Source organism: Azospirillum sp. A1-3 (genome assembly GCF_023806445.1).
GTDB lineage: Bacteria > Pseudomonadota > Alphaproteobacteria > Azospirillales > Azospirillaceae > Azospirillum.
Window position 1 is genome coordinate 2263366 of record NZ_JAMSLU010000001.1, and the last position, 19787, is coordinate 2283152.

The window sequence follows — 19787 nt, forward strand, 5'->3', positions numbered from 1 at the left end:
CGTAAGATGCTTTTTCGCTCGCGAACATTCACGGGCGCGATCATTTTCAAAATTGATCGTTCACCTGACCCGCAACTGGCTTTATGCCCGAAAAGAGTGCGGAAAACTGCCTTTTCGCCCACCGGATGGGCAAACCTAACGATATTCCATACCACGCTATGCGGGTATCGCACCGCACCAATTCGAAAACCGTGGTACCGCTAACACGGCCGCAGGCTTAAACTCCGCCTCGTTACTGCATTTTGCAGTGCGTTTCCTCCCTAGACTAAAGGCCGCGCCCGCATGGGCTGCGGCCTTTTTTTTGGTCTAAGCCCGGAGGCAACCGCCGGCCCATATTAGGGAGCCGTTAACCGGACAGGCGCTTCGATGGTGCCGATGCTCTCACAGCCGTCCCCGCTTCGTTGAGCGGCGGCACAACCACAAGGTTTCAGCTCCGGTGACAGCCCGGCGCTCCCCGTCCCGCCCCTCCCCCCGACTCCTGCCGGAGACGGACTGCGGCGTCGCGCCCGAACTGATGGACTACCTGTTCGCCGGATCACCGGAGCCGCTCCAAGCAGCGCCCTCTGCACCGCCCCCTGCGCCCCCCTGTGCGCCCGGCCGCGGCGTCGCCCGGCAGGTCGGCGACGTGCTGGTCGAATCGCGGCTGGCCGGGATGGGCGATGCCGACGTGCGCTCCACCCTCGCCCGCAAGCTGTGCCGGCTGTTGCCCGACCTGCCGCCGGGCGGGGCCGACACCGTCAGCACGGTGGCGATCCGCGCGCTGGAGCAGCTGGCCCACGACCACATCGTCCGGGTGCGCGAGGCGCTGGCGACGGCGATCAAGGACATCGCCTGCGCCCCGCCTTCGGTGGTGGCGACGCTGGCGCGCGACGTCGAACGGACGGTAGCGGAGCCGGTTCTGCGCTGCTGCGCGGCGCTCAGCGACGATGATCTGCTGGACATCGTCGCTGCCGCCCCTGCCGGCTGGGCGTTATCGGCCATCGCCCGGCGCCACAGCATCGGCGCCGCCCTGTCCGATGCCATCGCCGGCAGCGGCCATGCCGAGGCCACCGGGATCCTGCTCGACAACAGCGGGGCGGTGATCGCCGAACCGACGCTGGAATCGCTGGTGGAGCGGTCGGCCCACCATCCGGACTGGCGGGAGAAGCTGGCCCGCCGTCCCGCCCTGCCCCGCCGGCTGGCGCTGCGGCTGGCCGATTTCGTCGATCTGGCGGTGGTGGAGACTCTGCGGCGGCGTCCCGACTTCGACGACGCCACGGTGGCGGAGATCGCCGCCACCACCCGCCGCCGCATCGACTGGGCCGAAGCCCCCGACTCGGCCGAGTCGCCGGAACGTCGCGCCGTCCGCCTGCACCGGCTGGGCAAGCTGGACGAGACGGCGCTGGGCGACGCGATGTCGTGGAACGAGGCCGGATTCGTGCGGGCTGCGCTGACCTTGCGCGCCCGCGTGGCGCCGGAGGTGGTGGACCTGATCCTGGACGCCCACGATCCGCAGGCGGTCACCGCCCTGGTCTGGCGCGCCGGCCTGTCGATGCGCTGCGCCATGCAGATCCAGGTCCGCGCGGCCGGCATCCACCCGCGCGCCATGCTGAACGCACGGCAAGGCAGCGGCTTCCCGCTGTCCTCCGCCGAGATGGCCCGACACCTGGAACGCTACGGCATCGGGCCGTAAGGGAACCGATCAGTAAGGCTGCTGCACGCCCCCGCGCGGCATCGGCTGGCGCGGCGTGGCGCGGCCGGTGCGCGGCACCGGGGTGTCGGGCGAGACCTCCTTGTAATAGGGGCCGCGGTCGGTCGGGCTTTCCATCGCCTCGGCCGGGGTGACGATCTGCTCGCCGGTGCCGGCGTCGAAGGCGATCAGCGGCAGTTGGCGCACCTTCAGGCAGGCTTCGCGCTTGGCAGCCAGTTCCGCCGACTGCGAGCCGTCCAGCGTCACCAGCGGCAGCACCCAGTTCGCCCGCTGGTCGGCGGGGATCGAGGTGTAGACGTAGTTGGTCAGCGGCCGGCAATAGGCGATGCTGCCCTCCGCCACCGCGTCGGTGATCGGGGCGGCAGTGATGGCGGCGGTATAGTCGCCGACCGTCTGGGCCTGGGCCGTTGAGGCACCGGCGATGCCGGCGGCAAGCGCCAGCGACATGGTCAGACCGGGAATGATACGGGCCACGAGCTGGGCCATCTGCGCTCTCCTTCGACCATCTTTGAACAAGGTAAGGACCGGACGCGAACCATACGTATAAAGCCGAACGGTCCAGTCGTTGGAAAGGATCATCGGGGGTGCGACGCAAAGCTGCAATGCCTCGCTAGCGGTCAGGCTTGCCCTCCGCGACAAAACGCGCTACCTACGCTTCCGAAATCTCGGGGCGCTGGATCCCTAAGACGTTAGAATGACCAACGGTTCTAGTCTCCCGCTGAATGGGGGACGCTCAAACGTTTTAGGGAACGCTCCATGGCTCGCAAGAAGATTGCGCTCGTCGGTGCCGGCCAGATCGGCGGCACGCTGGCTCTGCTCGCTGCTCAGAAGGAACTGGGCGACGTCGTCCTGTTCGACATCGCCGAAGGCATGCCGGCCGGCAAGGCGCTGGATCTCGCCGAAACCTCCCCGGTCGAGGGCTTCAACGCCAGCCTGACCGGCGGCAACGACTATTCGGTCATCGAGGGTGCCGACGTCGTGATCGTCACCGCCGGCATCCCGCGCAAGCCGGGCATGAGCCGCGACGACCTGATCGGCATCAACAGCGGCGTCTGCAAGACCGTCGGCGAGGCCATCGGCAAGTACGCCCCGAACGCCTTCGTCATCGTCATCACCAACCCGCTCGACGTGATGGTGTGGGTGCTGCAGCAGGCGTCCGGCCTGCCGCCGGAGCGCGTGGTCGGCATGGCCGGCGTGCTCGACTCGGCCCGCTTCCGCTACTTCCTGGCCGAAGAGTTCAACGTCTCGGTCGAGGACGTCACCGCCTTCGTGCTGGGCGGCCACGGCGACACGATGGTCCCGCTGGTGCGCTACTCCACCGTCGCCGGCATCCCGCTGCCCGATCTGGTCAAGATGGGCTGGACCACGCAGGAGAAGCTGGACGCCATCGTTCAGCGCACCCGTGACGGCGGCGCCGAGATCGTCAAGCTGCTGAAGACCGGTTCGGCCTTCTACGCCCCGGCCGCTTCCGCCATCCAGATGGCCGAGTCCTACCTGAAGGACCAGAAGCGCGTCCTGCCGGTCGCCGCCCACCTGAGCGGCCAGTATGGCCAGGACGACCTCTACGTCGGCGTCCCGACGATCATCGGCGCCGGCGGCGTCGAGAAGATCATCGAGATCGAGCTGAACGACGAAGAGAAGGCGATGTTCCAGAACTCCGTCGACGCGGTGAAGACTCTGGTCGACGTCGTCAAGAAGCTGGACGCCGAGAAGGCCGCTTCCTAAAGAACGGAGTGCGCGGTCTCCGGCGCCGTTCCGGCCCATTTTCCGGGTCCGGGACGGCGCCGGTGGTGCGCCCGTCTTGTCCTTCAGTCGACCCGTTCTCGTCAGCCGAACCAAAAAACAGATGGACGCCCGATGAACATCCATGAGTACCAGGCGAAAAGCCTGCTGAAGAAGTACGGCGTCGCGGTTCCCCGCGGCGGCGTTGCCTACACCCCGCAGGAGGCCGAGACGGTCGCCCGTGAACTCGGCGGTCCGGTCTGGGTGGTGAAGTCCCAGATCCACGCCGGTGGCCGCGGCGCCGGCCGCTTCAAGGACAACCCCGAGGGCAAGGGCGGCGTCCGCGTCGTCAAGTCGATCGAGGAAGTCGGCAAGAACGCCGCCGAGATGCTGAACCACGTCCTCGTGACCAAGCAGACCGGCGCGGAAGGCCGCGAGGTCAAGCGCCTCTACATCGAGGAAGGCGCCGACATCAAGCGCGAGCTGTACCTCGGCATGCTGATCGACCGCGCCACCGGCCGCGTGACGATCATGGCCTCGACCGAAGGCGGTATGGAGATCGAAGAGGTCGCCCATAACACGCCCGAGAAGATCATCAAGGTCGCCATCGACCCGGCCACCGGCATCCAGGGCTACCACACCCGCAAGGTCGCCTTCGCGCTGGGCCTGGAAGGCAAGCAGGTCGGCGCCGCCGCCAAGTTCATCCAGGCCGCCTACAAGGCGTTCGTGGATCTGGACTGCGCCATCGTCGAGATCAACCCGCTGATCGTCACCGGTGCCGGCGACATCCTGGCGCTCGACGCCAAGATGAACTTCGACGACAACGCGCTGTTCCGTCACAAGGACGTGGAAGAGCTGCGCGACGAGGCCGAAGAGGATCCGGCGGAGATCGAGGCGGCCAAGCACAGCCTCAACTACGTCAAGCTCGACGGCAACATCGGCTGCATGGTGAACGGCGCCGGTCTGGCGATGGCCACCATGGACATCATCAAGCTGTATGGCGGCGAGCCGGCCAACTTCCTCGACGTCGGCGGCGGCGCCACGAAGGAGCGCGTCACCGCGGCCTTCAAGCTGATCCTGTCCGACAGCAACGTCGAAGGCATCCTGGTCAACATCTTCGGCGGCATCATGCGCTGCGACGTGATCGCCGAGGGCGTGGTCGCCGCGGCGCGCGAAGTGCACCTGCACGTTCCGCTGGTGGTGCGCCTGGAAGGCACCAACGTCGATCTGGGCAAGAAGATCCTGGCCGAATCCGGCCTGCCGATCCTCTCGGCCGACAACCTCGCCGATGCCGCCGAGAAGGTGGTCAAGGCCGTGAAGGAGGCCGCGTAACATGGCTGTTCTCGTCGATAAGAACACGAAGGTGATCTGCCAGGGCTTCACCGGAGCCCAGGGCACCTTCCACTCCGAGCAGGCCATCGCCTACGGCACCAAGATGGTCGGCGGCGTGACCCCGGGTAAGGGCGGCGCCAAGCACCTCGACCTGCCGATCTTCGACACCGTCTCCGAGGCGGTCGAGAAGACCGGTGCCAACGCCTCCGTGATCTACGTGCCGCCGCCCTTCGCCGCGGACGCGATCCTGGAAGCCATCGACGCCGAGATCCCGCTGGTGGTCTGCATCACCGAAGGCATCCCGGTGCTGGACATGGTCCGCGTCAAGCGCGCGCTCGACGGTTCCAAGACCCGCCTGATCGGCCCGAACTGCCCCGGCATCATCACGCCGGACGAGTGCAAGATCGGCATCATGCCGGGCCACATCCACAAGCGTGGCAAGATCGGCATCGTCTCGCGTTCCGGCACGCTGACCTATGAGGCCGTCGCGCAGACCACGGCGGCCGGTCTGGGGCAGACCACCTGCATCGGCATCGGCGGCGACCCGGTCAACGGCACCAACTTCGTCGACAGCCTGGAGCTGTTCGTGAAGGACCCGGAGACCGAGGGCATCATCATGATCGGCGAGATCGGCGGCGACGCCGAAGTCCGCGGCGCCGAGTTCATCAAGGCCTCGGGCACCAAGAAGCCGGTCGTCGGCTTCATCGCCGGCCGCACGGCTCCTCCGGGCCGCCGCATGGGCCATGCCGGCGCGGTGATCTCCGGCGGCAACGACACCGCCGACTTCAAGATCGACTTCATGAAGTCGGTCGGCATCGCCGTCGCCGACAGCCCCGCCAGCCTGGGCTCCACCATGCTGAAGGTGTTCAAGGGCTGATCGCCTGCGGGCGTCGCCTCAAGGGTGACGCCCACGGCCTCCGGCCTTTGAAAAGAGGACGCCTCGAAAGAGGCTGACGGGCGGGACGCTGCGGTGCCCCGCCCGCCGCCTCTCTGGTCGGCCCTCTGGACGGACGGTCCTGGGGACCCATATGCAAGCGTCGGCGGTCTCCCCGCCGGCGCTGGCACATGGGGATCCAACGATCCCCCGTCCCCTTCCGCCTTAAAACCATCTCCCACAGGGACCCGGGTCCACGCCCGAGGTGAAACCATGTCGGCAAATCTGGAACAGACCTCGTTCCTCTTCGGCTCGAACGCCGGTTACGTCGCCGAACTCTACGCCAGCTACCTGTCCAACCCGGCCGCCGTCGACCCCAGCTGGAACAGCTTCTTCCAGGATCTGGACGAGGATTCGCGCGCCGTCCTGGACGAGCTGCGCGGCGCGTCCTGGACCGTGTCCGATCTGGAGGACCCCAAGGCCAAGCGCGACCCGGTCGCCGAGAGCTTCATCGTCGGTCTCCCCAACGGCGCCGCTCCCAATGGCGCCGCCGCCGCGATGAACGGCCCGGCCAACGGCGCCATGCTGGCCCACACCCAGCAGGTCTACGGCGGCATCAGCCCGCAGCAGCTGCGCGCCGCCACGCTGGACAGCATCCGCGCCCTGATGCTGATCCGCGTCTTCCGCGTCCGCGGCCACATGAACGCGCATTTCGACCCGCTGGGCCTGGAAAAGCGCGAGCCGCACCCGGAACTGGATCCGGCGACCTACGGCTTCGGTCCGGACGACCTCGACCGTCCGATCTTCCTGAACTACTCGCTCGGCCTGGAAACGGCATCGCTGCGCCAGATCCTCGAGATCCTGCACAAGACCTATTGCGGGACGATCGGCGTCGAGTTCATGCACATCCAGGACCCGGAAGAGAAGGCCTGGATCCAGGAGCGCATCGAGGGCGGCCGCAACCACACCGACTTCACGGTGAACGGCAAGCGCGCCATCCTGGAGCGCCTGACCGCGGCCGAGGGCTTCGAGAAGTTCCTGCAGCTGAAATACACCGGCACCAAGCGCTTCGGCCTTGAGGGCGGCGAGTCGATGATCCCCGCGCTGGAGCAGATCCTGAAGCGCGGCGGCCAGCTCGGCCTGAAAGAGGTCGTCGTCGGCATGGCCCACCGCGGCCGTCTGAACGTGCTGACCAACTTCATGGGCAAGCCCTTCTCCGCCGTCTTCTCGGAGTTCCAGGGCAACCCGTCGAGCCCGCAGGACGTCCAGGGTTCGGGCGACGTGAAGTACCATCTCGGCACCTCGTCGGACCGTGACTTCAACGGCAACATCGTCCACCTGTCGCTGACCGCCAACCCGTCCCACCTGGAATGGGTCAACCCGGTCGTGCTGGGCAAGGTGCGCGCCAAGCAGCAGCAGCGCCGCGATCTCGAGCGCGAGCAGGTGATGGGCGTGCTGATCCACGGCGACGCCGCCTTCGCCGGCCAGGGCATCGTGGCCGAGACGCTGGGCCTGTCGGAGCTGCGCGGCTACCGCACCGGCGGCACCATGCACTTCATCATCAACAACCAGATCGGCTTCACCACCAACCCGACCTATTCGCGGTCGGGCGTGTACTGCTCCGACATGGCCAAGATGGTGCAGGCGCCCATCTTCCACGTGAACGGCGACGATCCCGAAGCCGTCGTCCATGTCAGCCGCATCGCCATCGAGTTCCGCCAGAAGTTCAAGCGGGACGTCGTGATCGACATGGTCTGCTACCGTCGCCACGGCCACAACGAGGGCGACGAGCCGGGCTTCACCCAGCCGCTGATGTACAAGAAGATCCGTGCCCACGCGACCACGCGCGAGCTGTACGCCAAGCAGCTGGTCGAGGAGAACGTGATCACCCAGGCCGAGGGCGACCAGATCACCCAGGACTTCATGAAGAAGCTCGAGGGTGAGTTCGAGGCGTCCAGCACCTACAAGCCGAACAAGGCCGACTGGCTGGAAGGCAAGTGGGCCGGCCTGCAGGCGCAGGGCGCCAACTCCGCCCACCGCGGCGAGACCGGCGTGGACATCGACAAGCTGAAGCAGATCGGCTTCAAGCTCTGCGAGTACCCGAAGAACTTCGCGATCAACTCCAAGATCGCGCGTCAGCTGGAAGCCAAGAAGAAGACGCTGGAGTCGGGCGAAGGCATCGACTGGGCGACCGCCGAGGCGCTGGCCTACGCCACGCTGGTGGCCGAGGGCACCGGCGTCCGCCTGTCGGGCCAGGATTCCGGCCGCGGCACCTTCTCGCACCGCCATGCGGTGATGTACGACCAGAACACCGAAGAGAAGTACGTCCCGCTCTGCCACGTCAGCCCGGATCAGGCGACCTTCGAGGTCCATGACAGCCCGCTGTCGGAAGCCGCCGTCGTCGGTTACGAGTACGGCTATTCGCTGGCCGAGCCGCACAATCTGGTGCTGTGGGAAGCGCAGTTCGGCGACTTCGCCAACACCGCCCAGACCATCATCGACCAGTTCATCTCGTCGGGCGAGTCCAAGTGGCTGCGCATGTCCGGCCTGGTGATGCTGCTGCCGCACGGCTACGAGGGTCAGGGTCCGGAACACTCGTCCGCCCGTCCGGAACGCTTCCTGCAGATGTGCGCCGAGGACAACTGGCAGATCTGCAACGTGACGACGCCGGCCAACCTGTTCCACGTCTTCCGCCGCCAGATCCGCCGCAGCTTCCGCAAGCCGCTGGTCCTGTTCACGCCGAAGTCGCTGCTGCGCCACAAGCTGTGCATCTCCGACCTGTCGGAGATGGGTCCGGGCAGCACGTTCCACCGCGTGCTGGGCGAGACCGCCAACGATCTGGCCGCCAACGACAAGATCCGCCGCATCGTGGTGTGCTCCGGCAAGGTCTATTACGACCTGCTGCAGGAGCGCATGAGCCGCGGCATCAAGGACGTGGTCATCCTGCGCCTGGAACAGCTTTACCCGTTCCCGAAGGACGCTCTGGCGGCCGAGTTCGCCAAGTATCCGAACGCCGAGCTGGTCTGGTGCCAGGAAGAGCCGGAGAACCAGGGCGCCTGGTTCTTCGCCGACCGCCGCCTGGAAGCCGTGCTGAAGGACGTCGGCCACAAGGCCGGCCGCCCGTCCTATGTCGGCCGCCCGGCCACCGCCTCGCCGGCGACCGGCCTGCTGAAGCGTCACAACCAGGAGCAGGCCAAGCTTCTGGACGAAGCCCTGACGGTCCGCTGACCATCACCCAAGCGAACAAGAAGACGAACGAGGATAAAGAATGGCTACCGACATCAAGGTCCCCACGCTGGGTGAGTCCGTCTCCGAGGCGACGGTTGCCCGCTGGCTGAAGAAGGCCGGCGAGGCCGTCGCCATGGACGAGGCGCTGGTCGAGCTGGAGACCGACAAGGTCACGCTTGAGGTGAATGCGTCGACCGCCGGCGTGCTGGCCGAGATCGTCGCTCCGGAAGGGGCGAACGTCGAGGTCGGCGCCCTGCTGGGCGTCATCAATGAGGGCGCCAGCGCCGGCGCCGCTCCGGCTGCTGCTGCCCCCGCCGCTGCTCCGGCTCCGGCCGCTGCCCCGGCCCCGGCTCCGGCCGCCGCCTCCGCTCCGGGCAACCTGGCCGCTTCCGGCCCGGCCGCCCGCAAGCTGGCGGACGAGAAGGGCATCGACGGCTCGTCCATCGCCGGTTCGGGCAAGGATGGCCGCGTGACGAAGGGCGACGTGCTGGCCGCCCCGGCCGCCAAGCCGGCCGCTCCGGCCCCGGCTCCGGCGCCGAAGATGGTGTGGGCCGCCGGCACCCAGGGCGACCGTCCGCGGGCCGCGCAGGAAGAGCGCGTCCGCATGACCCGCCTGCGCCAGCGCATCGCCGAGCGTCTGAAGGAGGCCCAGAACTCCGCCGCCATGCTGACCACCTTCAACGAGGTGGACATGTCGGCGGCGATCGCTCTGCGCGCCGAGTACAAGGACTATTTCGAAAAGCGCCACAAGGTGCGGCTCGGCTTCATGTCCTTCTTCGTCAAGGCCGCCGTCCAGGCCCTGAAGGAGATCCCGGCCGTCAACGCCGAGATCGACGGCACCGACATCGTCTACAAGAACTACTATGACATCGGCGTCGCCGTCGGCACGCCGCAGGGTCTGGTGGTTCCGGTCGTCCGCGACGCCGACAAGCTGGACTTCGCCGGCGTCGAGGGCACCATCGCCGCTCTCGGCAAGAAGGGCCGCGACGGCAAGCTGTCGATGGACGAGCTGACCGGCGGAACCTTCACCATCTCCAACGGTGGTGTCTACGGCTCGCTGATGTCGACCCCGATCATCAACCCGCCGCAGTCGGCCATCCTCGGCATGCACAAGACGATGGATCGCGCGGTCGTCGTCGGCGGCAAGATCGAGGTCCGCCCGATGATGTATCTGGCGCTGTCCTACGACCACCGCATCATCGACGGCAAGGAGGCGGTCACCTTCCTCGTCCGCATCAAGGAGCTGATCGAGGATCCGCGCCGCCTGCTGCTGGACGTCTGATCCGGAAGACCGGGTTCAATGACGCAAGGAAGGGCGCCGCGAGGCGCCCTTTTCTTTTGCCGATGCGACCGGAACCGCACTTACAACCAAAACAAAATCACAAATGCCGATAACAATCGCTCCAGTTCGTTGACAGCCCCTGCGTGCCGGTATTGTCTCGGCTTCCCGTTTACGACGAAGGGCGCCATCATGCCGGTCAATATCCTCGATCTGGCCGTTGCCGCGAACACCGTCTACAATTTCCAGAAGGGCCGCGGCAACGACGCCGCCGCCTTCAACAAGGCGGACGGGGCACGGCGGTCTCCGCCCGGCTTCCAGGTGATCTTCACCCATGAAGATATCGACGTCGGCTTCTTCGGCGCCGTCTATCAGGAAAAGCACTCCGACCAGTACATCATCGCCTATCGCGGCACGGCGGTCGGCAGCAGCACGTCGGGCCAGATGGCCGGCACCAAGAACCTGAAGACCGACATCGCGCTCTACACGATTGAAAGCCTGCCCGCCGGCATCCGTGCCGCCCATCTTCTGCTGGAACAGGCTAAGATGCTGCTGGGCGCCGCCCGTCCGATCCTGTGCGGCCATTCGCTGGGCGGCGCCATCGCCACCATCGTCGCGGTCGAAACCGCGCTGCCCTGCTGCGCCTTCAATGCGCCGACGGTGTCGAAGATGGTGCGCGGCGGCATCATCCACGGCCCCTATGTCCGGGTGCCCACCGAGGATCTGGCGTCCATCGAAAAGCAGATCATCAACTTCAACCTGCAATGGGACCCGATCAGCAAATCGTCGAAGGCGGTCGGCAAGGTGATCAAGCTGCCGGCGACCCTGTCCACCGGCGGCCATTCGCAGGACAAGGTCGTCGCCAACATCAAGTCCAGCAAATACGCGTCGATGCCCTTCTTCGATCTGGTCGGGTGAACCGGTCAGGCGAAGGAAATGCTCTGCACGACGAATTCCTGAACCCGGTAATCGATGGTCGACCCGTCCCGCTTCACGAAATGGCGGTACCGGTCGACCAGCCCGGTGAACAGGTCGGCGGCGCTGCCGCTCGATGCCCTGAACTCGCCGAAATTGGGATCGAAGAAATACAGGTGCGATCCCAAACCGAAGGCCTTGCCGCCGGACTTGTAGCAGCAGGTCGCATGCGCCGCCCCCCGCTGTTCGAAATTCATGCTGACGATGTGATAGGTGTGCGGGCTGGCGGTGGCGATCGAGATCGCCTTCATCACCTCCTTGACGCTGTCTGAGTCGGTCGCGTCCATCCACTCCGTCCTGGTCGATCCGATCTTCAATCCGGCATGGCTCATGGCCTGATTGCGGGCGCCCAGCTGGCCCGATGACAGGTCGAGATCGAAAAACAACTCGGCGCCATAGAGGCGCTGCTTGATGCTGGCATGCAGGATTGTGCTGTCCTGGTCGATAAAAGCGATGCGTTTCTGCGGCGTCTCGCCCTTGTTGGACCGGTGGCGCCGGATCCATTCCAAGGTAAGACCGAAGCAAATCCCGCTATTCACCTCGTGATCCTCCGGGAACAGCCGCTGAATCGGCAGGCGCTGCTTGAAAGGCGCCACGCAATAGCTGTCGAAAGCGGCCATTTTCAGTCCTTCTGTCGGCGGTGGAACGACGATCTTCGCCGCCCGGCGGGCTCCGTCGCCGGGATCCTATGCCGATAACTGTAGGTGCACAATCGATTGCGCCATCGTCGGCGCTCTGTCGAGTCCGCGCCCCGGGCCCCCCTCTCGGAGTGGCCGTCTGTTCGCCACAAGGACAGTTTGCGTCGCGCTCAAATTCTCTTGCGTGGTCGATGGTATCTGGTATACGGTATCGATAATGTCAGTGCGGCGCGCTTTACGGGCCACCGCCGCACCGGCTCCCCCGGCGCCCAATCCAAGAGGGGGCGAGCGCCAAGGAGATCGACATGGAACAGACAGCAGCAGCGGGTTCGCCCGCGGTTGTGGATTGCGAACAGTTGGTGGCGGTGATCGGCGACGCCGTCATCGTGTCCGACCCGACCGGCGCCATCATCCTGTGGAATGCGGCGGCGGAACGGATGTTCGGCTTCACCGCCGACGAGGCGATGGGCAAGTCGCTCGACATCATCATTCCCGAACGCCAGCGCCAGCGTCATTGGGACGGCTACGAAAAGACCATGGCCACCGGCGAGACCCGCTACGGCCATGACCTGCTGCGGGTTCCGGCGGTCCACAAGGACGGGCACAGCCTGTCGATCGCCTTCACCGTCGCGCTTTTGCGCGGGACCGACGGTGGGGTGACCGGGATCGTCGCCGTGGTGCGGGACGAAACCGCCCGCTGGACCGAAGAACGGAAACTGCGCCGCCGCCTCACCGAACTCGAAGCGGCGGCCGGCTGACGGCGCCCTGCGGCGATTATCGAATTCCGGCCGGCGGCGACCTCGACGCCCCCCCGATCTCCGGGCGTGGGCCGGCCGGGCAGACAAGCAAGTCCAAGAGACAATCTGAAACTACGTGAAAAAAGGGAGTGTTGCAGTCATGACCAAGCCGCTTGAAGGCATTAAGATCATCGACTTCACCCATGTGCAGGCCGGCCCCGCCTGCACCCAGCTTCTGGCCTGGTACGGCGCGGACGTGATCAAGGTCGAACGCCCGGGCGCCGGCGACGTCACCCGCAACCAGCTGCGTGACATCCCGGACGCCGACGCGCTCTATTTCACGATGCTCAACAGCAACAAGCGCTCCCTGACGCTGGACACCAAGACCGCCGAAGGCAAGGAAGTCCTGACCCGTCTGATCCGAGAATCCGACGTGCTGGTGGAGAATTTCGGCCCCGGCGCGCTCGACCGCATGGGCTTCAGCTGGGACAAGATCCGCGAACTGAACCCCGGCATGATCGTCGCCTCGGTCAAGGGCTTCAGCGACGGCCACCATTACCAGGACCTGAAGGTCTATGAGAACGTCGCCCAGTGCGCTGGCGGCGCCGCGTCGACCACTGGCTTCTGGGATGGCCCGCCGACCGTGTCCGCCGCCGCTCTCGGCGACAGCAACACCGGCATGCACCTCGCCATCGGCATCCTGACCGCCCTGATGGCCCGCACCAAGACCGGCAAGGGCCAGAAGGTCGCCGTGTCGATGCAGGACAGCGTGCTGAACCTCTGCCGCGTCAAGCTGCGCGACCAGCAGCGCCTCGACCGCGTCGGCTATCTGGAGGAATACCCGCAGTACCCGCACGGCAAGTTCACCGACGTGGTTCCGCGCGGCGGCAATGCCGGCGGCGGCGGCCAGCCGGGCTGGGTGCTGAAGTGCAAGGGCTGGGAGACCGATCCCAACGCCTACATCTACTTCACCATCCAGGGCCATGCCTGGGCGCCGATCTGCAAGGCTCTCGGCCGCGAGGAGTGGATCGACGACCCGGCCTACAACACCGCCGAGGCGCGCCAGGACAAGATCTTCGACATCTTCGCGGTGATCGAGGATTGGCTGAAGGACAAGACCAAGTTCGAGGCCGTCGACATCCTGCGCAAGTTCGACATCCCCTGCTCTCCGGTCCTGTCGATGAAGGAGATCGCCAACGACCCGTCGCTGCGCGCCAGCGGCACGGTCGTCGAGGTCGACCACAAGGTGCGCGGCAAGTACCTGACCGTCGGCAGCCCGATCAAGTTCTCCGACATGAAGGTCGAGGTCACCGGCTCCCCGCTGCTCGGCGAGCACACCGACGAGGTCCTGGCCCAACTCGGCTACAACAAGGACCAGATCGCCGCCATGCACGAAGCCAAGGTGGTCTGAGGCGGAGTGGTCTGAGGCGTCGCACTTGCCCCCACCCTAACCCTCCCCCGCTCCGCAGGGGAGGGAACTCCGCAGCACTGCGACAGACTCCCTCCCCCGCCCAGCGGGGGAGGGTCGGGGTGGGGGCAAGTGCGACCACTCCGCACAAACGACAACGGCGCCCCACCCGGGCGCCGTTTTCATTCGCATCCACCCCACCCCAGACCGTCACGCCTTTCCGCTGCGCTCCAGATCGTCGAGGATTTCCCCGGCCCGGCTGGTCAGGGTGTGGGCCAGCCGGTCGTAATGGCCGTTACCGGTCATGCGGGCGCGCCGGGCGGCCTCCGCGCCCAGCTGGGCCAGCTCAAGGGCCATCTTCCGATAGTCCGGAACTGCGCTCCACGCCGTGTCGGCCGCGCCGGCCGCGCCGGCCGCGACGCGAGCCTTCGGATGATCTTTCGAAGCCACAAACCACCCCATCCGTCGATGCCGGTGAAGGGCGCAATCCTGGCACGCCGGCGCTCAGGAACCAACTGACGCTTACGGCAGCAGCGTCACAGCCTTTGGGTGTGTCCGCACCCGACCGAACCGGATAGGACTCCGCCGCAATCCGGTCAGTCGATCAGCAGGTCCAGCGTCGAGCGGACCACCTGCACGATCTCCCCGCCATAGGGCGAGCTGGCCTGTCCGCGGGCGTTGACGATGATCGACAGCTCATGCTCCGTCGTCGGGGCGAAGCGGGCGATCTCCTGCACCAGATCGTCGGCCAGGATGGCGTCGCGCGTCACCCCGGCCTGGGCGGCGGCCTTGTCGCGCCAGCCGTTCAGCGCGGCGGCGATGGCCGCCTCGATCTGCTGCGACTCCTCCTTGCGGCGGAGGTCGGTGAACAGCACCAGCACCCGCCACGCGCCGTCGGCATAGGCGGTCTCGATGCGCTGGACCTCGACCGTCCGCAGGAAGGCGGACAGCTGCACCTGCGCCTCTTCGGCGGCGGCGTCGGGAATGGAGAAGGTGCGGATCTCGGTGCTCATCGCCCAACCTTGCTGAAAGGCTTCCCTGGATGGAGGAAGCCTACACAGAAATGGCGCGTTCGGCAAACCGGGACCCTGCCACGGGGGTGTTCCGGGGCCTTGGGGATACCCCCAATTTCCACGGGCCGAATCTGCTCCCCCGCGCGTTGTGGGAGGAGACGACGCGCACCGGCACCCGGCCAATTCCCCTCGCCCGTCCCACGCCTCCACCGCTTGGAGCCCCCAGATGACCCATCCCGAACCGCAGGAGCCGCAATCCGCCCATCCCCTTCACGAGGAGTCCACTCCCGACTCCGCCGCGACACCGCGCCGCGGCGGGCGGCGCTGGTGGATGCTGGGGACCGGGCTGCTGCTGGCGCCGCTGGCGCTGGGCGGGCTGGCGGTGCTGGCGGTCCTGTGGGTCGGCTCGATGCTCTACGACCAGCCCTTCGCCTGGTACAACCTGAACCGCATCGACGCGATGGCCGACCGGGTGGCGCGCAATCCCGATTCGGTGATGGTGGTCGCACTCGGCGACACCGTGCTGCGCGACGCCACGCTGGACGAGCGCGGCATGGCGAAGGTCGCCGCCGAGCGTGGCGTACCTGACCTGGAATTCCTGCGCATCGTCCATCGGCAGGCCCAGTTCGCCGATTTCGAGCCGCTGCTCGACCGGCTGATCGCCGTCAAGCCGACGCTGATCCTGCTCGACCGCAACCTGCTGACCGCCAGCCGCAGCCCGTTCGACGAGCTGGAGCGCTACGGCCACGGCCTGTTGCGGCTCTATCGCGGGCAGGCTTACGTGCAGGATCAGGTGGCGCTGCAATACCGGCGCGGCTGCGGCCCGACGCCGTCGGCCTGGCTGACCGGCGGAGCGCCCGGCGCCGTCGACGGCTCCACCGCCACCGCGCGGCAGGTGCGCGCCTTCATCGACCGCGCCTGGGCCGCCGGCATCCGCGTCGCCCTGATCGAGGTGCACAGCCGCCCCGCCGCCCCGCGCTCCACCGGCCTGATCGCCACCGCGTCCGCGGCCGAGCCGTCTGCCGAGACTTCTGGCATCAACCTGCCGCTATGGAACTACGATGACGAGGACGCCATCCCCGCCACCGCCTGCGGCCAAGCCAGCACCGACGGGCGCAGTGCCTTCTCCGCCTGGCTGACCGGCGGCATCGCCGGAGCGGTGGCCGGCGCCCAGCCCGACCGTATGCCCGGCGGCGCCGTGGTGACCGAAGCCGCCGCGTTGCCCTGATGCCCTTGCCGTAATTGACGCAGTGCAACCGTCCCCGTTCTTTCCGCCTTCCGATTAAACCACTTTTTGTTTATGGTTTTCCCGTCGGGCGAGTCGAAACAGGAGACGGATGCATGGCTTCCATCATGATCAAGAAGGCCGGCGAAGGGCTGGTCTCGCAGGCTCACCGCAACGCCGACGTCGGCCCGACCAGCGGCAGCTCGGTCGTCTATGAAATCCAGAATGTGCCGGGCGACGTCACCATCGACGACGTGATCGCCGCCTTCAAGAGCTACAAGCCGGTCGACAAGCTGTACGAGATCGACTGGTCCGCCCTGTCAAAGTAACCGGGGGAGGGGGCCGCCAACGCCCCCTTCCTTACGTCCTCATCACACCTGCAAAGCCGGATAGCGCTTGGCCCACACCTCCAGCTGGGCGACATGCTCGGCCTCTTCCGCGGCGAACTCCTCGGCCATCATGCGGACTTCCGAATCGGTGGTGGTCTTCGCCACCTCGGCATAGAAGGCCTGCCCGCGCTTTTCGCTCTCCAGCGCCAGCTCCAGCGCGTATTCCACCGTCATCAGATAGTGCGAGCCTTCCATCGAGGCCGCTTCCGGGCTGTCGCCGTCCGGCCACTGGAAGTCCTCCGGCTTCAGGTCCGGGATCTTGCGGAAGCCCGACCGTTCCCGCGCCTCGGCCAGATGCATGCGCGAGAATTTCGCCATCTGGCCGAAGAAGGCCGCGACCTCCTGGTTGCCATAGGTCTTCATCGCTTCCGACAAGTCGGCGAATCGGTTGGCGGCGTCCTCCTCCAGCGCGCAGGCGTGGGCGAGGAACAGGGCGGCGTCGTGGATTTCGGTCATGGATCCCTTTGAGAAGCGAATAAGCCCGACGACCCAAAAACCATACATTTTTTACGGTCATAGGTCGCGGCCCCTGTCCCCCTCCCCCGCCCCTGCGACCTTTTGGCGCGCGCCGTCCCACTCGCCTCCCGAAAACCATTGCCTTTCCCGCCGGTTCGCGGCAGCAGACTCCCCCTCATGAGCAAGCCCGCCTTCCCCGCCCTCCCCATCGATCCCGTCCTCCCCGCCCTGCTGGAGGCGCTGGACAGCCGCGGCACCGCCGTGCTGCAGGCCCCGCCCGGCGCCGGCAAGACCACGCGGGTGCCGCTGGCTCTGCTGGAGGCCGATTGGCTGAAGGGCCGCAAGATCCTGGTGCTGGAGCCGCGGCGCCTCGCCGCCCGTGCCGCCGCCCGCCGGATGGCGTCGATGCTGGGGGAGGCGGTGGGCGAGACCGTCGGCTACCGCGTCCGCCTCGACACCAAGGTCGGCCCGAAGACCCGGATCGAGGTGGTGACCGACGGCCTGTTCCTGCGCCAACTGCAAGAGGACCCGGAGCTTCCCGCCGTCGGCGCCGTCCTGTTCGATGAGTTCCACGAGCGCGGCATCGACAGCGACCTCGCCCTCGCCCTGGTGCAGGAGGCGCGCGGCGCCCTGCGCGACGACCTGCGCCTTGTCGTGATGTCGGCGACGCTCGACGCCGCCCCAGTCGCTACCCTTCTCGCGGATGCGCAAGGCCCCGCCGCGATGGTGACCAGCGAGGGCCGCGCCTACCCCGTCGAGACCCGCCACCTCGACGCCCCCACGCAAGGCACCCGCATCGAGGACGCCGTCGCTGCCGCCGTCCGCCGCGCCCTGCGCGAGGAGCCCGGCAACGCGCTGGTCTTCCTGCCCGGTGTCGGCGAGATCCGCCGCGTGCAGTCGCTGCTCGACCAGTCCGACCTCGGGCCCAACACCGTCATCGCCCCGCTCTATGGCGACCTGTCGGCCGAGGCGCAGGACCGCGCCATCTCCCCCACCCCGCCCGGCCAGCGCAAGATCGTGCTGGCGACCTCCATCGCCGAGACCAGCCTGACCATCGAGGGCATCCGCATCGTGGTCGACAGCGGCCTGATGCGGGTTCCGCGTTTCGACCCGCGCGGCGGCATGACCCGTCTGGCGACGGTGAAGGTCAGCCAAGCCTCGGCCGAGCAGCGCCGCGGCCGCGCCGGCCGTCTGGAGCCCGGCGTCTGTTACCGCCTGTGGCCGGAGGCGACGCACAAGGCGCTGGCCCCCTTCACCACGCCGGAGATTGAGGACGCCGACCTCGCCCCGCTGGCGCTGGAGCTTGCGGTGTGGGGAGTGTCCGACCCCGCCACCCTGTCCTGGCTCGACCAGCCGCCCGCCGCGGCGATGGCCCAGGCGCGCGAGCTGCTGACCGGCCTCGGCGCGCTCGATAGATCAGGCCCCATCACCCCGCACGGCCGCCGCATGGCCGGCTTCGGCGTGCATCCGCGTCTGGCCCACATGATGCTGGCCGGCAAGGCGATGGGCCAGGGCGCGCTCGCCTGTCTGGTCGCCGCCCTGCTCGGCGAGCGCGACATCGTCCGCTCGCAACCGGGTTTCCGCGACGCCGACCTGCGCCTGCGCGTCGACCTGCTGCGCGGCGAGGAGCGCGGCGGCCAGGGCGCGGCGCGCGGTCTCAGCGTCGACCGCGGCGGCGCCCAACAGGCGGTGAAGCAGGCGCGGCAGTGGCGCCGCCAGCTTGGCGTGCGCGACGACGCGATGGACTCGAACGCCGTCGGCATTCTGGTGGCGCTGGCCTATCCCGACCGCATCGGCCAACGGCGGCCCGGCGGCCAGCCCGGCGGGGTGGCGGCACAGTATCGCCTGTCGGGCGGGCGCGGCGCCTATTTCCAGGAGGCAGAGCCGCTGTCGGCCGAGGAGTGGCTCGCCATCGCCGACCTCGACGGCGCCGCCCGCGAGTCGCGCATCTTCCTGGCCGCCCCGGTGACGCTGGCCGATCTGGAGGAGAGCTTCGCCGACGACATCCGCACCGAGACCATCGTCGCCTGGGACGCGCGCGAGCAGATGGTCCTGGCGCGCCGCCGCCGCATGCTGTTCGCCCTGATCCTGAAGGACGAGAAGCTGGCCAAGCCCCCGGCCGAGGCGATGACCGCCGCGATGATCGAGGGCATCCGCGCGCTTGGCCCAAGCTGCCTGCCCTGGACCGACGAGCTGCGCAAATGGCGCACCCGCGTGATGTTCCTACGCATGAAGGAGGGCGAAGTCTGGCCCGACCTGTCCGACACGGCCTTGATGGACGGCCTGGAGGAGTGGCTTGCCCCCTTCCTCGACGGCGTGTCGCGCCGCGCCCATCTGGAGCGCATCGACCTGTCGAGCGCCTTGCGCGCCCTTCTGCCCTGGGAGTTGCGGACCCGCCTGGACGCCGAGGCCCCGACCCATGTCGAGGTGCCGAGCGGCTCCCGCATCCCCATCGACTATGACGGCGAGGAGCCGGTGCTGGCGGTGCGCCTGCAGGAGATGTTCGGCTTGGCCCAGACCCCGCGCATCGCCGGCGGCCGGGTTCCGCTTCTGCTGCACCTGCTGTCCCCCGCCCGCCGCCCGGTCCAGGTCACCCGCGACCTCGCGAGCTTCTGGGCCAACGCCTACAAGGCGGTGAAGGCGGATTTGAAGGGCCAGTACCCGAAACACTACTGGCCCGACAACCCGCTGGAAGCCGAGCCGACCGCCAGGGCGAAGCCGAGGGGGCGGTGAGGGAATACCTTGCCGCCCAATCTACAAATATTCTCCGTCGTTCATCAGTGCCGCATGTATCTCGACAAGCGTGCTTTTTCAACTCAGA

17 protein-coding genes are annotated in these 19787 nt (G+C 67.4%); 12 read left to right on the plus strand and 5 right to left on the minus strand.

The window, feature by feature from the left end; genetic code table 11:
• The first annotated feature begins 436 nt into the window (after positions 1 to 436).
• The gene (locus M5E06_RS10900; protein ID WP_252138175.1) at positions 437 to 1672 is read left to right on the plus strand and encodes a DUF2336 domain-containing protein; all 1236 of its coding nucleotides are present in this window, start codon (positions 437 to 439) and stop codon (positions 1670 to 1672) included.
• Positions 1673 to 1681: 9 nt separating this feature from the next.
• Here the strand turns inward: M5E06_RS10900 and M5E06_RS10905 are convergent, their stop codons facing one another.
• Entirely contained in the window at positions 1682 to 2176 is a 495-nt protein-coding gene (locus tag M5E06_RS10905; RefSeq protein WP_252138176.1) for a hypothetical protein, read from the minus strand.
• A 270-nt stretch (positions 2177 to 2446) separates the two neighbouring features.
• Here M5E06_RS10905 and mdh point away from each other — a divergent pair, with 270 nt between their 5' ends.
• The 6 genes from mdh (at position 2447) to M5E06_RS10935 (ending at position 11043) form a co-directional block, all read left to right on the plus strand.
• A complete protein-coding gene (mdh, locus tag M5E06_RS10910; RefSeq protein WP_042699729.1) occupies positions 2447 to 3415 on the plus strand; it encodes a malate dehydrogenase in 969 nt (322 codons plus the stop codon).
• A 132-nt stretch (positions 3416 to 3547) separates the two neighbouring features.
• The gene (gene sucC, locus M5E06_RS10915) at positions 3548 to 4744 is read left to right on the plus strand and encodes an ADP-forming succinate--CoA ligase subunit beta (protein WP_252138177.1); all 1197 of its coding nucleotides are present in this window, start codon (positions 3548 to 3550) and stop codon (positions 4742 to 4744) included.
• Between the two features lies 1 nt (position 4745).
• Positions 4746 to 5621: a succinate--CoA ligase subunit alpha gene (gene sucD, locus M5E06_RS10920; RefSeq protein WP_014246680.1), complete on the plus strand. Its 876-nt coding sequence runs from the start codon at positions 4746 to 4748 to the stop codon at positions 5619 to 5621.
• A 270-nt stretch (positions 5622 to 5891) separates the two neighbouring features.
• Entirely contained in the window at positions 5892 to 8846 is a 2955-nt protein-coding gene (locus tag M5E06_RS10925; protein WP_252138178.1) for a 2-oxoglutarate dehydrogenase E1 component, read from the plus strand.
• A gap of 40 nt (positions 8847 to 8886) precedes the next feature.
• Positions 8887 to 10128, plus strand: coding sequence for a 2-oxoglutarate dehydrogenase complex dihydrolipoyllysine-residue succinyltransferase (odhB, locus tag M5E06_RS10930; protein ID WP_252138179.1), 1242 nt, complete (start codon positions 8887 to 8889; stop codon positions 10126 to 10128).
• Positions 10129 to 10317: 189 nt separating this feature from the next.
• Entirely contained in the window at positions 10318 to 11043 is a 726-nt protein-coding gene (locus M5E06_RS10935) for a Tle-like phospholipase domain-containing protein (protein WP_252138180.1), read from the plus strand.
• Positions 11044 to 11048: 5 nt separating this feature from the next.
• Here the strand turns inward: M5E06_RS10935 and M5E06_RS10940 are convergent, their stop codons facing one another.
• Complete coding sequence (locus tag M5E06_RS10940; protein WP_252138181.1) at positions 11049 to 11720, minus strand: YopT-type cysteine protease domain-containing protein; 672 nt, start codon at positions 11718 to 11720, stop codon at positions 11049 to 11051.
• 323 nt (positions 11721 to 12043) lie between these two features.
• Here M5E06_RS10940 and M5E06_RS10945 point away from each other — a divergent pair, with 323 nt between their 5' ends.
• Together M5E06_RS10945 and frc are read left to right on the plus strand one after the other, a co-directional pair.
• Positions 12044 to 12496, plus strand: a complete 453-nt coding sequence (locus tag M5E06_RS10945) for a PAS domain-containing protein (RefSeq protein ID WP_109154693.1) — start codon at positions 12044 to 12046, stop codon at positions 12494 to 12496.
• Between the two features lie 139 nt (positions 12497 to 12635).
• Positions 12636 to 13886 carry a formyl-CoA transferase gene (gene frc, locus M5E06_RS10950; protein WP_109073341.1) on the plus strand — a complete coding sequence of 417 codons (1251 nt, stop codon included), beginning with the start codon at positions 12636 to 12638 and terminating at the stop codon, positions 13884 to 13886.
• 207 nt (positions 13887 to 14093) lie between these two features.
• Here the strand turns inward: frc and M5E06_RS10955 are convergent, their stop codons facing one another.
• Both M5E06_RS10955 and M5E06_RS10960 read right to left on the minus strand, forming a co-directional pair.
• Positions 14094 to 14240 (minus strand): hypothetical protein, encoded by a 147-nt coding sequence (locus tag M5E06_RS10955; RefSeq protein WP_252138182.1) that lies wholly within the window; start codon positions 14238 to 14240, stop codon positions 14094 to 14096.
• Between the two features lie 239 nt (positions 14241 to 14479).
• Positions 14480 to 14896, minus strand: coding sequence for an HRDC domain-containing protein (locus M5E06_RS10960; RefSeq protein WP_252138183.1), 417 nt, complete (start codon positions 14894 to 14896; stop codon positions 14480 to 14482).
• Positions 14897 to 15122: 226 nt separating this feature from the next.
• On the opposite strand from M5E06_RS10960, the gene M5E06_RS10965 reads away from it, so the two are divergent.
• Entirely contained in the window at positions 15123 to 16124 is a 1002-nt protein-coding gene (locus M5E06_RS10965) for a hypothetical protein (protein WP_252138184.1), read from the plus strand.
• 113 nt (positions 16125 to 16237) lie between these two features.
• Complete coding sequence (locus M5E06_RS10970) at positions 16238 to 16450, plus strand: hypothetical protein (protein WP_252138185.1); 213 nt, start codon at positions 16238 to 16240, stop codon at positions 16448 to 16450.
• Between the two features lie 42 nt (positions 16451 to 16492).
• Here the strand turns inward: M5E06_RS10970 and M5E06_RS10975 are convergent, their stop codons facing one another.
• On the minus strand, positions 16493 to 16966 hold the full coding sequence (locus tag M5E06_RS10975) for a ferritin-like domain-containing protein (protein ID WP_252138186.1): 474 nt from the start codon (positions 16964 to 16966) through the stop codon (positions 16493 to 16495).
• Between the two features lie 177 nt (positions 16967 to 17143).
• On the opposite strand from M5E06_RS10975, the gene hrpB reads away from it, so the two are divergent.
• Positions 17144 to 19699, plus strand: coding sequence for an ATP-dependent helicase HrpB (gene hrpB / locus M5E06_RS10980; protein WP_252138187.1), 2556 nt, complete (start codon positions 17144 to 17146; stop codon positions 19697 to 19699).
• Positions 19700 to 19787 lie beyond the last annotated feature (88 nt).

Bases quoted from the DNA above. Each gene is read 5' to 3' on its own strand.
- M5E06_RS10905 (WP_252138176.1), bottom strand. From the start codon at position 2,176: ATGGCCCAGCTCGTGGCCCGTATCATTCCCGGTCTGACCATGTCGCTG.
- mdh (WP_042699729.1), top strand. From the start codon at position 2,447: ATGGCTCGCAAGAAGATTGCGCTCGTCGGTGCCGGCCAGATCGGCGGC.
- sucC (WP_252138177.1), top strand. From the start codon at position 3,548: ATGAACATCCATGAGTACCAGGCGAAAAGCCTGCTGAAGAAGTACGGC.
- sucD (WP_014246680.1), top strand. From the start codon at position 4,746: ATGGCTGTTCTCGTCGATAAGAACACGAAGGTGATCTGCCAGGGCTTC.
- M5E06_RS10925 (WP_252138178.1), top strand. From the start codon at position 5,892: ATGTCGGCAAATCTGGAACAGACCTCGTTCCTCTTCGGCTCGAACGCC.
- odhB (WP_252138179.1), top strand. From the start codon at position 8,887: ATGGCTACCGACATCAAGGTCCCCACGCTGGGTGAGTCCGTCTCCGAG.
- M5E06_RS10935 (WP_252138180.1), top strand. From the start codon at position 10,318: ATGCCGGTCAATATCCTCGATCTGGCCGTTGCCGCGAACACCGTCTAC.
- M5E06_RS10940 (WP_252138181.1), bottom strand. From the start codon at position 11,720: ATGGCCGCTTTCGACAGCTATTGCGTGGCGCCTTTCAAGCAGCGCCTG.
- M5E06_RS10945 (WP_109154693.1), top strand. From the start codon at position 12,044: ATGGAACAGACAGCAGCAGCGGGTTCGCCCGCGGTTGTGGATTGCGAA.
- frc (WP_109073341.1), top strand. From the start codon at position 12,636: ATGACCAAGCCGCTTGAAGGCATTAAGATCATCGACTTCACCCATGTG.
- M5E06_RS10955 (WP_252138182.1), bottom strand. From the start codon at position 14,240: ATGGCCCTTGAGCTGGCCCAGCTGGGCGCGGAGGCCGCCCGGCGCGCC.
- M5E06_RS10960 (WP_252138183.1), bottom strand. From the start codon at position 14,896: ATGAGCACCGAGATCCGCACCTTCTCCATTCCCGACGCCGCCGCCGAA.
- M5E06_RS10965 (WP_252138184.1), top strand. From the start codon at position 15,123: ATGACCCATCCCGAACCGCAGGAGCCGCAATCCGCCCATCCCCTTCAC.
- M5E06_RS10970 (WP_252138185.1), top strand. From the start codon at position 16,238: ATGGCTTCCATCATGATCAAGAAGGCCGGCGAAGGGCTGGTCTCGCAG.
- M5E06_RS10975 (WP_252138186.1), bottom strand. From the start codon at position 16,966: ATGACCGAAATCCACGACGCCGCCCTGTTCCTCGCCCACGCCTGCGCG.
- hrpB (WP_252138187.1), top strand. From the start codon at position 17,144: ATGAGCAAGCCCGCCTTCCCCGCCCTCCCCATCGATCCCGTCCTCCCC.